The organism is Micromonospora sp. HK10 (genome assembly GCF_000982955.1).
In the GTDB taxonomy this organism is placed as follows: domain Bacteria; phylum Actinomycetota; class Actinomycetes; order Mycobacteriales; family Micromonosporaceae; genus Micromonospora.
The window spans coordinates 46,365-58,779 of record NZ_KQ058874.1; the positions used below are offsets into that span (position 1 = coordinate 46,365).

The window sequence follows — 12,415 nt, forward strand, 5'->3', positions numbered from 1 at the left end:
AGCCACCACGGTCGCCGGCCGTCCCGGCGTCCCGTCGTGGCCCCGGCCCTCAGTGGGACGTGGTCAGCGGTGCCCCTCCGGGCGATGCCGCCAACGGTCCTCCATCCGGTCGAGGAACGAGCCCCGCCGGCCGGACCGGCCGCGGGGGCGACGGCTGGTCGTGCCGCCCACCACGTGCAGGTCCGGCGACTGGGAACGCCGGTGCGACTGCACGGCGTAGCCCAGCGAGGCAAGCATGACGACGAAGCCCGCCACGGCCACCACGGGAAGCTTGATCACGGCCCCGTAGATCAGCAGGGCCAGACCAGCGATGACCACGCCGGCAGCGACGAGCACGCGACGCCGCGCGTGGAATCGCGGGTCGCTGGCGCGCACGGCCGAGGCGAATTTGGGGTCCTCGGCAAGCGACCGCTCGATCTGCTCGAACAGCCGCTGCTCGTGCTCCGAGAGCGGCACGGCACTCCTCCCCGGTCACGTTGGTCGGCCCGGTCGGGCCGACAGACCGTGGCAGCCAACCGGCTGCTTACCCGCAAGTCTACGAGGGGGCTCGCGCGTCGGAAAGCGGGACGACCTACGGCCGGGTCGGTTTTTCGACGCGACGCGGATCGGCCCGGCCGAGAAGACTGGCCGGACCTATGACGGACCGCCCGAATCGGGCGGCCGCGGCGTCCGCCGCCATCTCCGCCTCCCGCCAGCCGCGCTCCGGCGCGCCCAGGGTGAGCTGCTGGGGCGTCTCCTCGACCCCGGCCAACCCCTCCATCCGCACGCCGACCAGCCGGACCGGCTCACCGGGCGCCAGGGCGGTCCAGAGCGCCCAGGCCGTGTCGAACATCTCCCGGGCGGTGTCGGTGGGCACGGTCAGCGTGCGGGACCGGCTGACGGTGCGGAAGTCGGCCAGCCGCACCTTCAACGCCACGGTCCGCCCGACCTGGCCGGCGGCGCGTAACCGGGCGCCCACCTTCTCGGCGAGGGCCAGCAGCGCCCGGCGGATTTCCACCGGGTCGGTCACGTCGACGTCGAAGGTCACCTCGGCGCCGATCGACTTCTCCACCTGCTCCGGGGAGACCGGGCGCGGATCCCGCCCCCAGGCCAGCTCGTGCAGGTGGGTGGCGGACGCCTCGCCGACCGCCCGGCGCAGCAGGCCCGGCGGTGCCTCGGCCAGGTCGCCGACGGTACGCAGCCCGAGCCGCTGCAACGCCTCGGCGGAGCGCTCCCCCACCCCCCACAGCGCCGCCACCGGCAGCGGGTGCAGGAACTCCAGCACCCGGGCGGCGGGCACCACGAGCAGCCCGTCCGGCTTGGCCCGGGTCGAGCCCAGCTTGGCCACGAACTTGCTCGGCGCCACCCCGACCGAGCAGGTCAGGCCCTGCTCCTCGGCGACCCGGCGGCGGATCAGCCGGGCGATCTCGGCCGGCGCGCCGAACAGCCGCCGGGCGCCGGCCACGTCGAGGAACGCCTCGTCCAGGGAGAGCGGCTCGACCAGCGGGGTGACGTCCCGGAAGATCCGCATCACCGCGCGGGAGGCGGCCGAGTATTGCGTGAAGTCCGGCGGCAGGTAGACCGCGTCCGGGCAGAGCGCCCGGGCCCGGGCGGTGGGCATGGCGCTGCGCACCCCGTAGCGGCGGGCCTCGTAGCTGGCCGAGCTGACCACCCCGCGCGGGCCGACACCGCCCACCACGACCGGCCGGCCGCGCAGCTCCGGACGGCGGCGCACCTCCACCGAGGCGAAGAAGGCGTCCATGTCGACGTGCAGGATCGGGCAGCCGGTGTCGTCGGCGTCCGGCCCGAAGCGCGGATCACCGCCCCGGGGCAACGACTGGCTGCGGCCCATGCCGGCAGGCTATCCGGCCGGTCCGACAACCGGGCCGGTCAGCCCCGCAGCACCAGCAGCGGGACGGTCATCTCGGCCGCGGTGTCCGAGCCGTGATACGCCACCAGCCGGGACGCCATCGGCGGTTCGGAACGGGTGGCGAGCACCGCGTACGTGTCCCGGCAGACCACCACCACGTCGCCGATGCGGGCCAGGTGCTCCTCGGGCACCGGACCGAACCAGCCGGTGGCCACCGCCTCGGCCCGGGTGGCCACCCACGCCGCCGGGCCGAGCACCGCCGACCAGGCGGCCACCACGTCGGCCTCAGCGCCCGGCTCGACGTGCAGGTAGCGGACCCGCGGCTCGCCGGCGACCACCCGTACGCCGGCCCGCAGCCGGGGGTCGGTGTCCAGGTCGAACCGGTGCCCGGCGGGCACGTTGAGCTGACCGTGGTCGGCGGTGACCAGCAGCGCGGCGTCCGGCGGCAGCCCGTCGACCAGCCGGGCGAGCAGCCAGTCGACGGTGGCGGCGGCGAGCCGCCACGGCGCCGAGTCGACGCCGCTGAGGTGCCCGTGCCGGTCCAGGTCGGGGTGGTAGCCGGAGACCAGGGTCGGCCCGGCGCCGGCCGCCAGCGCGGCGAGCATCCGGACGGCGAGCGCGTCCGCGTCGGCGGCGCCCCGGTAGTCGCCGCCCCGGTTCGCGGCCAGGGTCAGGCCGCTGCCGGCGAACTCGGGACGGCTGACCACCGTCACCGCCACCCCGGCCGCGCGGGCCCGCTCGTACCAGGTCGCGACGGGCTGCCAGCGCAGCGGCTCCGGGTCGCCGCGCCACTCGATGTGGCTGAGCACCCGGTCGGTGCCGGGCACCCGGACCGTGAAGCCGAGCACCCCGTGCGGGCCCGACGGGGTGCCGGTGCCGAGGCTGACCAGGCTGGTCGGGGTGGTGGACGGGAAGCCGACGGTGAGCGGGACGCCGGCGGTGGCGGCCAGCCCGGCCAGCGTCGGGGCGTACGGCGCGGCCGTGGGGATCTGGTACCAGCCGAGCCCGTCGACCAGCAGCACGGCGATCCGGCGTACCCCGGCCAGCCGTGGCTGCAGGCCGAGCAGGTCGACCGCGCCGGACACGCCGAGCAGCGCGCACGCGCTGGGCAGCACGTCGGCCAGGCTGCCGCCGCCGAAGCGGGGCGCGACCGGTTCGAGCGGTCCGGGGACCGGGCCGATCATGCCGGGCGGCGGGCGAACAGGTGCAGCTGGGCGGCGAGGTCGCGGTACGGCGAGCGGGCCGCCAGGGCCCGCTCCAGCTCCACGAGGGCGGCCGGTTGGCCGTCGGCCACGGCGGCGGGCAACAGGTCGGCCAGCACGCGTACCCCGTGGATCTCCTCGACGGTGAGCCCACCGGCGGTGAGCAGGGCGGCGGCGGCCTCGACGTCGTACCGGCGGCGCAGCGTGTCCCGGGGGCCGGCGGCGCCGGCCGGGTCGGCGGCGAGCGTGGCCGCCACGTCCAGGTGCCCGTTCATCGCCCGGGCCAGCACGGCGGCGGCCCGGCCGGCGACCAGGACGCTGGCCGCGCCACCGGGGCGCAGCGCGGCGGCCAGGGCGGCCACCACCGGCGCCGGGTCGTCGACGACCTCCAGCACCGAGTGGCAGAGCACCAGGTCGACGGTGGCCGGCTCGACCAGCCCGGCGAGCGCGTCGCCGTCGCCCTGCACGGCGCGTACCCGATCGGCGACGCCGGCCTCGGCGGCCCGGCGGGTCAGCGCGGCGAGCGCGTCGGGGCTGGCGTCGACCACGGTGACCCGGTGGCCGGCCTCGGCGAGCGGGACGGCGAAGCCGCCGGTCCCGCCGCCGACGTCGAGCACGGTGAGCTGCTCGCCGGCCCGCCGGTTCAGCTCGGCCCGGAGCACCGCCCAGATCACGGCGGTACGGGGGGTCAGGGTTCGGGTCTGCTCCACCCCGCCGAGCCTAGTCATCCCCGGGCCCGGGGTCAGGACTCGCCGCCGCCGGCCGGGTCCTCCTCGGCGCGGGAGCGCTGGGCGTTGGCCACCGGCCCGTCGGTCACCTGGTATTCCCGCTGCTCCACCTCGTGGTTGGGCGCCCAACCGGCACCCAGCCGGGTCCGCCGGACGTTCGCCACGCCACCGGGGTACGTGCTGTGAAAGGTCATCGGTTCATCCCCCATACCCGGGTGGGCCACTCTGCCCACCCGTGCCGGGAGTCTCCCGCCTCCGGCCCCGGGAAACCGTAATGTGGATCACTACGGTCAACGAAAATCCCGGGACGCCGGCGTGACGGGGGGCTCGATCGCGTCCAGCCGGTCGGCGGTGAGGGTGATGACGCCCTCGTACCGCTGCAACCGGCCCCGCACCACCAGTGCCCCGCTGGTGCGGGCGATCCGACGGTAGCGCTGCCAGAGCCCCGGAGAGCAAGTGACATTCAGCATTCCGGTCTCGTCCTCCAGGTTGAGGAAGGTGACCCCGCCCGCGGTGGCCGGCCGCTGCCGGTGGGTGACGATCCCGCCGACCCGGATCCGCCGGCCGGGCTCCACCCGCCCGAGCCGGGCGATCGGCACCGCGCCGAGGGCCTCCAGCCGGTCCCGGATGAACCGGGCCGGGTGGCTCTCCGGGGACAGGCCGGTGGCCCAGACGTCGGCGACCAGCCGGTCCACCGCCTCCATCCCGGGCAGGGTGGGCGGGGCCGTACCGGTCACCGTGCCCGGCAGCCGGCCCGGCCGGTCCTGGGCCGCCGCGCCGGCGGCCCAGAGCGCCTGCCGCCGGGTCAGCCCGAAACCGGCGAACGCGTCCGCGGTGGCCAGCGCCTCCAGCTGCGCGGCCGTCAGCCCGACCCGCCGGGCCAGATCCGGCATGTCGGCGTACGGCCCGTGCGCGGCCCGCTCCGCCTCGATCCGCTCGGCCACCTCGTCGCCGAGCGTACGCACGCTGCCCAGGCCGAGCCGCACCGCCGGACCGTTCAGCCCCCAGGCGTGCGGTGGCTCCCCCGGCACGCTGCCCCACCGGGTCTCCGCCGTGGACTCCAGCACCGCCTTCGCCCCGCTGGCGTTGATGTCCGGCCGGCGCACCTCGACGCCGTGCCGGCGGGCGTCGTCGACCAGGGTTTGCGGCGAGTAGAAGCCCATCGGCTGGGCGTTGAGCAGCGCGGCCAGGAACGGGCCCGGGTGGTAGCGCTTGAGCCACGAGCTGGCGTACACCAGGTAGGCGAAGCTCATCGCGTGGCTCTCCGGGAAGCCGTAGCTGGCGAACGCGGTGAGCTTGCGGTAAACGTCGTCGGCCAGCTCGCCGGTGATGCCCCGCTCGGCCATCCCGGCGTAGAGCCGGTCGGCGATCTGCGCCATCCGCTCCACCGAGCGTTTCGCCCCCATGGCCCGGCGCAGCTGGTCGGCCCCGGCCGCGTCGAAGCCGGCCAGGTCGATGGCGAGCTGCATGAGCTGCTCCTGGAACAGCGGCACCCCGAGGGTCTTCTCCAGCGCGTTGCGCATCAGCGGGTGCGCGAAGGTCACCGGCTCCTGGCCGTTCTTGCGCCGGATGTACGGGTGCACCGAGCCGCCCTGGATCGGGCCGGGACGGATCAGCGCCACCTCCACCACCAGGTCGTAGAACTCGCGGGGCTTGAGCCGGGGCAGGGTGGCCATCTGGGCCCGGCTCTCCACCTGGAACACCCCGACCGAGTCGGCCCGGCAGAGCATGTCGTAGACCTCGGGGTCGTCCAGGTCCATGTCCCCCAGGTCCAGGCTGGACCCGATCAGGTCGTAGCCGTAGTGCAGCGCCGACAGCATGCCCAAGCCGAGCAGGTCGAACTTGACCAGGCCGACGGCGGCGCAGTCGTCCTTGTCCCACTGGAGCACGCTGCGGCCGGGCATCCGGCCCCACTCCACCGGGCACACCTCGATCACCGGCCGGTCGCAGATCACCATGCCGCCGGAGTGGATGCCCAGGTGCCGGGGGAACGTCTGCAGCTCGTTGGCGTACGCCACCACCTGCTCGGGGATGTCCTCGACGTCGACGGTGGCGACCGAGCCCCAACGGTCGATCTGCTTGCTCCAGGCGTCCTGCTGGCCGGGCGAGAACCCGAACGCCTTGGCCACGTCCCGCACCGCCGACCGCGGCCGGTACGAGATGACGTTGGCGACCTGGGCGGTGTGCTCCCGGCCGTAGCGGGCGTAGACGTGCTGGATCACCTCCTCCCGGCGGTCGGACTCGATGTCCACGTCGATGTCGGGCGGGCCGTCCCGCTCGGGGGCGAGGAACCGCTCGAAGAGCAGCCGGTGCCGTACCGCGTCCACGTTGGTGATCCGCAGCGCGTAGCAGACCGCCGAGTTGGCCGCCGAGCCCCGACCCTGGCAGTAGATGTCCTGTTCCCGGCAGAACGCGACGATGTCGTAGACCACCAGGAAGTAGCCGGGGAAGCCCAGCTCCTCGATCATCCGCAGCTCGTGCTCCAGCTGCGCGTACGCCTCCGGGTGCGCCTCGGGCGGACCGTAGCGTTCCCGGGCGCCGGCCATCGTGAGGTGGCGCAGCCAGCTCATCTCGGTGTGCCCCGACGGCACCGGGTACGCCGGCAGCTGCGGCGCCACCAGGTGCAGGTCGAAGGCGAGCTCCGCGCCGAACTCGGCCGCCCGGGCCACCGCCCCCGGGTACGCGGCGAACCGCGCCGCCATCTCCGCGCCGCTGCGCAGGTGGGCAGTGGCGGCGGCGGGCAGCCAGCCGTCGATCTCGTCGAGGCTGCGCCGGGCCCGCACCGCCGCCACGGTGGTGGCCAGCCGGCGGCGGGCCGGGGTGGCGTAGTGCACGTTGTTGGTGGCCACCGTGGGCAGTCCCGCCGCGGCGGCCAGCTCGGCCAGGGCGTCGTTGCGGTCCGCGTCGACGGGGTGGCCGTGGTCGGTCAGCTCCACCGCCACCGTCTCGGCGCCGAACAGCGCGGTGAGCCGATCCAGTTCCCGGGCCGCCGCGTCGACCCCCTCGGTGAGCAGCGTGGCCGGCACGTGCCCCTTGCGGCAGCCGGTCAACACCAGCACGTGGTCGCGCAGCTCCTCCGCGACCTCCTCCAGCTCGCCGTAGACCGGGCGGCCCTTCTCCCCGCCGCGCAGCTGGGCCCGGGAGATGGTGGCGGCCAGTCGGGCGTACCCCTCGTGGCCGTGGGCGAGCACCAGCAGGTGCCGGCCGAGCGGGTCGGGCTCGCCGTTCTGCGGGCCGGGCAGCCCGAGGGACAGCTCCGCGCCGAAGACCGTCGGCAGGTGCAGCGCGCGGGCCGCCTCAGCGAAGCGCACCACCCCGTAGAAGCCGTCGTGGTCGGTGACGGCGAGCGCGGTGAGCCCCAGCCGGGCGGCCTCCTCGGCCAGCTCCTCCGGATGGCTGGCCCCGTCGAGGAAGCTGAAGTTGGAGTGCGCGTGCAGCTCCGCGTAGGGCACCGCGCCGTCCGGCCGGGGCAGCTCGGGCGGCGCGTACTGCTGCCGCTTGCGGCTCCACGCCGGGGAGTCACCACCGTCGGCGTCGACCGCGAGCGGGTCGACGACGTGCAGGTGCCGCTCGCCCCCGGCCTTCCGCCCGGCACCGCCCCGCCCGGAGCCGGGTGGGGCGGCGCTGCCCCGCCCGATGCCGCCCCGCCCGGTGCCGGGTGGGGCGGTGCTGCCTTGCCCGGCGCTGCCCCGCTCGGTGCCGGGTGGGGCGGTGCTGCCTTGCCCGGCGCTGCCCCGCCCGACGCCGCCTTGCCCGGTGTCGCCCTGCCCGACGCCGCCTTGCCCGGCGCAGCCTTGCCCGGTGCCGCCCCGCCCGGTGCCAGCGCCGCCGCCCGGCCGCCCGGAGAGCACCTGCTCCAGCTCCGACCAGGGCATCTTCGGGTTGTGGAAGCTCACCGCCCCACCCCTCGCCCGACTCTCGTCGAGATCTTGGAAGCTTCCGGCCCTTCCCGGGGCCGAAATCTTCCAAGATCTTTCCCGGCGGTCTCGCGGACCGGACGGCAGATGACTCGCGAGCGCCTACGAACATGATGACGTGGATGAATCAGGGCGGCAGCACCGGCGGCGAGGACGGTGGAGGTGGAGGTGGCGGTGGAGGTGGCGGTGGAGGTGGCGGTGGAGGTGGCGAGGACGGTGGAGGTGGAGGTGGAGGTGGCGGTGGAGGTGGAGGTGGCGAGGACGGTGGCGGTGGCGGTGGCGGTGGCGGTGGCGGTGGCGGTGGCGGTGGCGGTGGCGGTCCAGCATGGCGATCCGTTTGCGTCATCAAGTCGGTAGCGTCCGGAGGGTCCTGCATGGCGCAGCCCGCCGACCGGACCGGACCACAGCCCGCCCACCCGACCAGGCCACAGCCCGGCCACCTGACCAAGCCACAGCCCGCCCATCCGACCAGGCCACAGCCCGCCCGCTGCCCGCTCGGGCCCGGTCGTACGTCGCTCAGTCATAGATCGCCTCCACCAGCCACTGGCCGCCCCCTACCGCGAGCAGTAGGGCTGCGCCGTCGGCCAGGGAGACCTGGAACCGGGCCCGACGGCGTGCCTCGCCCGGCGCCCACCAGCGCTCGTCCACCGGCCACGGGCCGGCCCAGCCGACGATCTCGGTTGGCCGGCCGGCGCCGACGGTCAGCCGCGCGGGCGGGGCGCTCACCGCCAGCCGGGCACTCACCACGACCGGCTCCCCGGCGGCGTCGTGCACGGTGGCGAGGATCGGGGTGGGCAGCACCACGGCCGGCGCGGGCGGCGGCATCCGCCCCGGCCACGGCGGATCGACCGGTGTCCCGGTGGACCGCACCCCACCGGTCCGCCCACCACCACCGGTCCGCCCACCACCGCGGCCGACCCGCTCACCACCCCCGACCCGCTCACCGCGACCGGCCCGCTCACCGCCGCCGACCCAGCCACCACCCCCGACCCGCTCATTGCCGCCGACCCGCTCACCGCCGGACGCGCCGCCGCCCGCTCGCAGCGCGCCGTCCGTCCTGGCCACACCACCCGACCCAGCCACGCCACCCGACCCAGCCACGCCACCCGACCGCGCCACCCCACCCGACCGCGTCACCCCTGACCCGGCCGGACGGCCCACCCCCGCCACGCCGCCCGTCGCGGCCACGGGTGCTGCGCTCGGGATGCGGCAAGTCGGGCCTTCCGTAGCGGGAAAAGCCACGGTTTGCGTCCATCCTGTGTGGATCAAGGGCTGCCTGCCGGGCCTGGTCGACTCCGGCCCTTCCGGCAGGGCCGTCTCGGCCACCGAGGCCGAGGACGCCGCTGAGGCCGGGGACACCGCCGAGGGCAGGGACACGGGAGACGCCGCCGAGGCGGGGGACACCACCGAGGGCAGGGACGCCGGGGGCGCCACCGGAGCCCGGGACACCACCGAGGGCGGGACAGCCGGGACATCCGGAACAGCCAGGACCGCAGGGACCGCCGAAACCCCCGGATCCGCCGGGACAGCCAGGGCCGCGGGCGGGACCGCCGGGACAGCCGGGACAGCCGGGACGGGCGGGACGGGTGGGCCGGGGCGGGCGGGGCGGCGTTCGTCACCCCAGGGGACCAGGCGTACCTGGTCGGCCGGGGAACGGCCGCCGCCGAGCACGGCGGTGACCACCGCCTCAGGGCCGAGGATGCCCTGCACCCGGCTCAATGCGCGGTGCGCCCGCTCCCGCTCCTCGCCGGTCTCCCCCCACAACCCGGACTGCAGGCCGGCCTGGGCGAGCACCCCGTCCGGCACCAGCCGCAGCCGGATGATGCCGGCGGTGGGCCGGGCCGGGCGGGCGCCGCCCCGACCGTTGCTGCCGGAGAGCCAGCCGTCCAGCTGCCAGCGCACCCGGTCGGCGATGGCCGCGGCGGTGAGCAGACCGTCGTGCCGCCAGACCCGGTGCAGTTCCTGGCCGTGCGCGGTGACCGCCTCGATGCCGAGCCGGGTGCAGGCCAGCCCGTACGCGGCGAGCCGCTCGTGCAGTTGCTCGGCCAGGGTGCGGGCGGCGAACGCCGCGGCGTCGACCCGGTCGACCGGGTCGTCGTAGTCGGCGGTGACGGTCAGGTCGGCCGGCGGTTGCCGGACCGCGAGCGGCCGGTGGTCCCGGCCGGCGGCGAGCCGGTGCGCCAGCGCGCCGTCGAACCCGAACCGGGCCAGCACGTCGCCGGCGGGCAGCGCGGCGAACTCGCCGAGGGTACGCACCCCCAGCCGGCGCAGCAGGTCGGCCAGCGCCGGCCGGCCGAGCGCCTCCACGGGCCGGGTGGCCAGGAACTCCGGGCTCCCACCGGGCGGCACGATCCGCCCCTCCCGGGCGGCCAGGCCGGCGGCGAAGACCCCGTCGGCGACACCGACCTGGCTCTCCACGGCGCAGGTCTGGGCGACGTGCTCGACGATCCGCTCGGCCGCCGCCTCCTCCCCGCCGAGATACCGGCTCGGCCCCCGGGCGGCCAGCGCACAGGCGCCGGGGCGGAGCACCTCGACCCCGGCGGCCACCTCCTCGACGGCCGCCACCACCGGTTCGAACGCCCGGGCGTCCCGGTCTGGGTCGTGGTCGACGACGGTGAGCTGCGGGCAGCGCCCCTGCGCCTCCCGCCGGCGCAGCCCTCGGCGTACGCCCTCGGCGCGGGCCCGCTCCGAGCAGGCGACCACTCGGTTGGCGTGCAGCACCACGACCGGATCGGTGGCCGGCACCCCGTCGACGATCTCGGCGGCGAGGACCGGCCAGTCCGGGCACCAGAGCAGCAGGGTCCGCACCGGAGCACCGGTCATGCCGAGCCGACCATGGTGCGGGACCGGGCGGCCGGGCCGCCCGTCACCACCCGGAACCGTGGCGGCGCAGGGGTGGTGGTGGCAGCCGCGACGCCGCCGGCCGCCCGGGGGATGACCCGGGTCAGCTCGTCGCTGGGCAGCCAGACCTTGATCTCCTTGGGGCGGGCCGCGGCGCCCCGCCCGCGCGCCGAGACGGTGACCTCCCGCCGCCGCAGCCGCCCCCGGCCCGCCCCGAGCCCTTCCCAGACCCCGCGCACCACCTGGAGCGTGACGTCCGCGCCGTCCCACCGCCCGTACGGGACGAGCACGCTGCCGCGCTGCCGGGCCCGGGCGGCCAGCCGGTTGGCGACGGAAGCGGAGACCGTGGTCGGCACGGCGGTGACCACCACGTCGACCCCGTCGATGAGCGCGGCGACGACGGTGGGCCACTCCGGGCCGGGGTTCGGCACCAGGGCGAGCCGGTCCAGGGCGATCCCGGCCTCGGCCGCGGCGCCGGCGCCGAAGGTGGGCACGCCGACCACGGCACACCAGGAACCGGCCCGGGACGCCTCGGCGAGCAGGGCGAGGATCAGCGACGTGCCCCCGCTGCGTCGGGGCTGCCCGACACCGACCGCGATCGTGCTGCCGCGCCGCAGCCCGCGGTGAGGCAGCAGCCCGGTCAGCTCCGGCCGGACGGGCAGCACCCGGTGGCCGCCGGCCGGGTCGGGCGCGCTCGCCGGGCGCACCAGCTCGGCCAGCGCGGCGGAACCGACCACCATCCGGCCCGCCATCGGACCTACCCCCTGTCGTGTTGCCACGGGTACCGGCCCGTGGGTGGTGCTGTGTTGCGCTGGTGCGAGCCGCCGCGCTCGGGCGACGTCCGGCCACCCTGGGTCCCGCCATGGTGGCCGGACGCCACGACTCAGGCCGCGGCCGCTCCGGGCACGGCGTCGGACCCGCCGAGCCGGGCCGACCGGTGCAGGCCGTCGAGCGTCGGCTGGTGCGTCAGGCCGAGTGCGGTCTCCACCACGGTCACGAACTGTTCGGCGGCGCGGAGCAGGTCGTCGGCCTCCCGGGCGGTGACCACCCGGGGGATGCCGGCTTCGGCGGCGGCCCGCTTGCTCGCCCCGGCGGCGAAGTAGGTGGCCCACTCGTCCAACTCGGGGGCGACGGCGGCGAGCAGGACCCAGACGCTGGTGATCCGGTTGCGCCGGGTGGGCGCGGGGCGGGCGCGGGCGGCGAGCAGGGCGGCGGCGGCGCGCAGCGCCGCGAGGTGGGCGGCGGCGTACCGGAGGCCGTCGGGCCGGGTGCGGGCGGCCTCGGCCAGCCCCTGGCGGGCCACCACGAGCAGTTGGGCGGGGGTGCGGTGCGGCAGCACGTGCGCGGGCACCGTCGGGGCCGGGGCCGGACTGGTCGGCATGGGTCTCTCCTCCGCGTGGACCGGGGCGGGCGGGCCACCCGGCGGATCGGATCCACCGGCGGGACGCCCGGAGCGGGTGGTGCGGAGGAAGACGCACCGGGTGTGGCCGGCCGGGTGTGGAGCTTCCCCACACCACACCCGGCCGGCGTACCGGCGGGTTCGTCGTCCGCCGCCCGGGGGTCGTGGGCGGCGGACGACGATCCTGCCTTGACGGGACCGGACTCGCGACTGCCCGGTGCCCCGGTGCGGTCCGCGGAACCGCACCTCCCGGGAGTCGGCGCCGCGAAACACCTCTCCCAGGCGATCGTTGGAACGAGCGTACGAGTAAATCGAACACTCGTTCTAACTGCTCTGACAGTACACCTCCCCTCCGACGAAAATGCAACGTGTGGCGCGCCGACGGTCGCCGATCGCCGGCAGGCCGGCGGACACGCCGGGCGGCGGTGAAGGACACGCCGGGCGACGGCGGAGGACACGCCGGGACCGACGGACCGGAG

9 protein-coding genes and 1 pseudogene are annotated in these 12,415 nt (G+C 76.4%); 1 reads left to right on the forward strand and 9 read right to left on the reverse strand.

The genetic code is table 11. The features are described from left to right. Nucleotides 1–63: 63 nt before the first annotated feature. The 6 genes from LQ51_RS25140 to LQ51_RS25165 all read right to left on the reverse strand — a co-directional run bounded on the left by LQ51_RS25140 (nucleotide 64) and on the right by LQ51_RS25165 (nucleotide 7,675). On the reverse strand, nucleotides 64–456 hold the full coding sequence (locus LQ51_RS25140; protein WP_046569802.1) for a DUF3040 domain-containing protein: 393 nt from the start codon (nucleotides 454–456) through the stop codon (nucleotides 64–66). Between the two features lie 115 nt (nucleotides 457–571). Then, nucleotides 572–1,831, reverse strand: a complete 1,260-nt coding sequence (locus LQ51_RS25145; protein WP_046569805.1) for a DNA polymerase IV — start codon at nucleotides 1,829–1,831, stop codon at nucleotides 572–574. Between the two features lie 38 nt (nucleotides 1,832–1,869). After that, complete coding sequence (locus LQ51_RS25150) at nucleotides 1,870–3,033, reverse strand: alkaline phosphatase family protein (protein ID WP_046569807.1); 1,164 nt, start codon at nucleotides 3,031–3,033, stop codon at nucleotides 1,870–1,872. After that, nucleotides 3,030–3,779 (reverse strand): methyltransferase domain-containing protein, encoded by a 750-nt coding sequence (locus LQ51_RS25155; RefSeq protein WP_046569809.1) that lies wholly within the window; start codon nucleotides 3,777–3,779, stop codon nucleotides 3,030–3,032. Before LQ51_RS25155 ends, LQ51_RS25150 begins: the two co-directional genes overlap by 4 nt. Before the next feature lie 14 nt (nucleotides 3,780–3,793). Next, the gene (locus tag LQ51_RS25160) at nucleotides 3,794–3,973 is read right to left on the reverse strand and encodes a hypothetical protein (protein WP_046569812.1); all 180 of its coding nucleotides are present in this window, start codon (nucleotides 3,971–3,973) and stop codon (nucleotides 3,794–3,796) included. 96 nt (nucleotides 3,974–4,069) lie between these two features. After that, the gene (locus LQ51_RS25165) at nucleotides 4,070–7,675 is read right to left on the reverse strand and encodes an error-prone DNA polymerase (protein WP_231605873.1); all 3,606 of its coding nucleotides are present in this window, start codon (nucleotides 7,673–7,675) and stop codon (nucleotides 4,070–4,072) included. 183 nt (nucleotides 7,676–7,858) lie between these two features. On the opposite strand from LQ51_RS25165, the gene LQ51_RS33525 reads away from it, so the two are divergent. Continuing rightward, nucleotides 7,859–8,053 carry a hypothetical protein gene (locus tag LQ51_RS33525; protein WP_197087904.1) on the forward strand — a complete coding sequence of 65 codons (195 nt, stop codon included), beginning with the start codon at nucleotides 7,859–7,861 and terminating at the stop codon, nucleotides 8,051–8,053. 1,220 nt (nucleotides 8,054–9,273) lie between these two features. Here the strand turns inward: LQ51_RS33525 and LQ51_RS34605 are convergent. The 3 genes and pseudogenes from LQ51_RS34605 to LQ51_RS25185 form a co-directional block, all read right to left on the reverse strand. Then, nucleotides 9,274–10,519 (reverse strand): annotated as a pseudogene (locus LQ51_RS34605) (DNA polymerase Y family protein); the annotation flags it as partial. Beyond that, nucleotides 10,516–11,289, reverse strand: coding sequence for a hypothetical protein (locus LQ51_RS25180; protein ID WP_046569817.1), 774 nt, complete (start codon nucleotides 11,287–11,289; stop codon nucleotides 10,516–10,518). The pseudogene LQ51_RS34605 and the gene LQ51_RS25180, both read right to left, overlap by 4 nt. Before the next feature lie 131 nt (nucleotides 11,290–11,420). After that, on the reverse strand, nucleotides 11,421–11,918 hold the full coding sequence (locus LQ51_RS25185) for an SAV_6107 family HEPN domain-containing protein (RefSeq protein WP_046569820.1): 498 nt from the start codon (nucleotides 11,916–11,918) through the stop codon (nucleotides 11,421–11,423). Nucleotides 11,919–12,415: the final 497 nt, after the last annotated feature.

Bases quoted from the DNA above. Each gene is read 5' to 3' on its own strand.
- LQ51_RS25145 (WP_046569805.1), bottom strand. From the start codon at position 1,831: ATGGGCCGCAGCCAGTCGTTGCCCCGGGGCGGTGATCCGCGCTTCGGG.
- LQ51_RS25185 (WP_046569820.1), bottom strand. From the start codon at position 11,918: ATGCCGACCAGTCCGGCCCCGGCCCCGACGGTGCCCGCGCACGTGCTG.
- LQ51_RS25160 (WP_046569812.1), bottom strand. From the start codon at position 3,973: ATGACCTTTCACAGCACGTACCCCGGTGGCGTGGCGAACGTCCGGCGG.
- LQ51_RS25155 (WP_046569809.1), bottom strand. From the start codon at position 3,779: ATGACTAGGCTCGGCGGGGTGGAGCAGACCCGAACCCTGACCCCCCGT.
- LQ51_RS25180 (WP_046569817.1), bottom strand. From the start codon at position 11,289: ATGGCGGGCCGGATGGTGGTCGGTTCCGCCGCGCTGGCCGAGCTGGTG.
- LQ51_RS25150 (WP_046569807.1), bottom strand. From the start codon at position 3,033: ATGATCGGCCCGGTCCCCGGACCGCTCGAACCGGTCGCGCCCCGCTTC.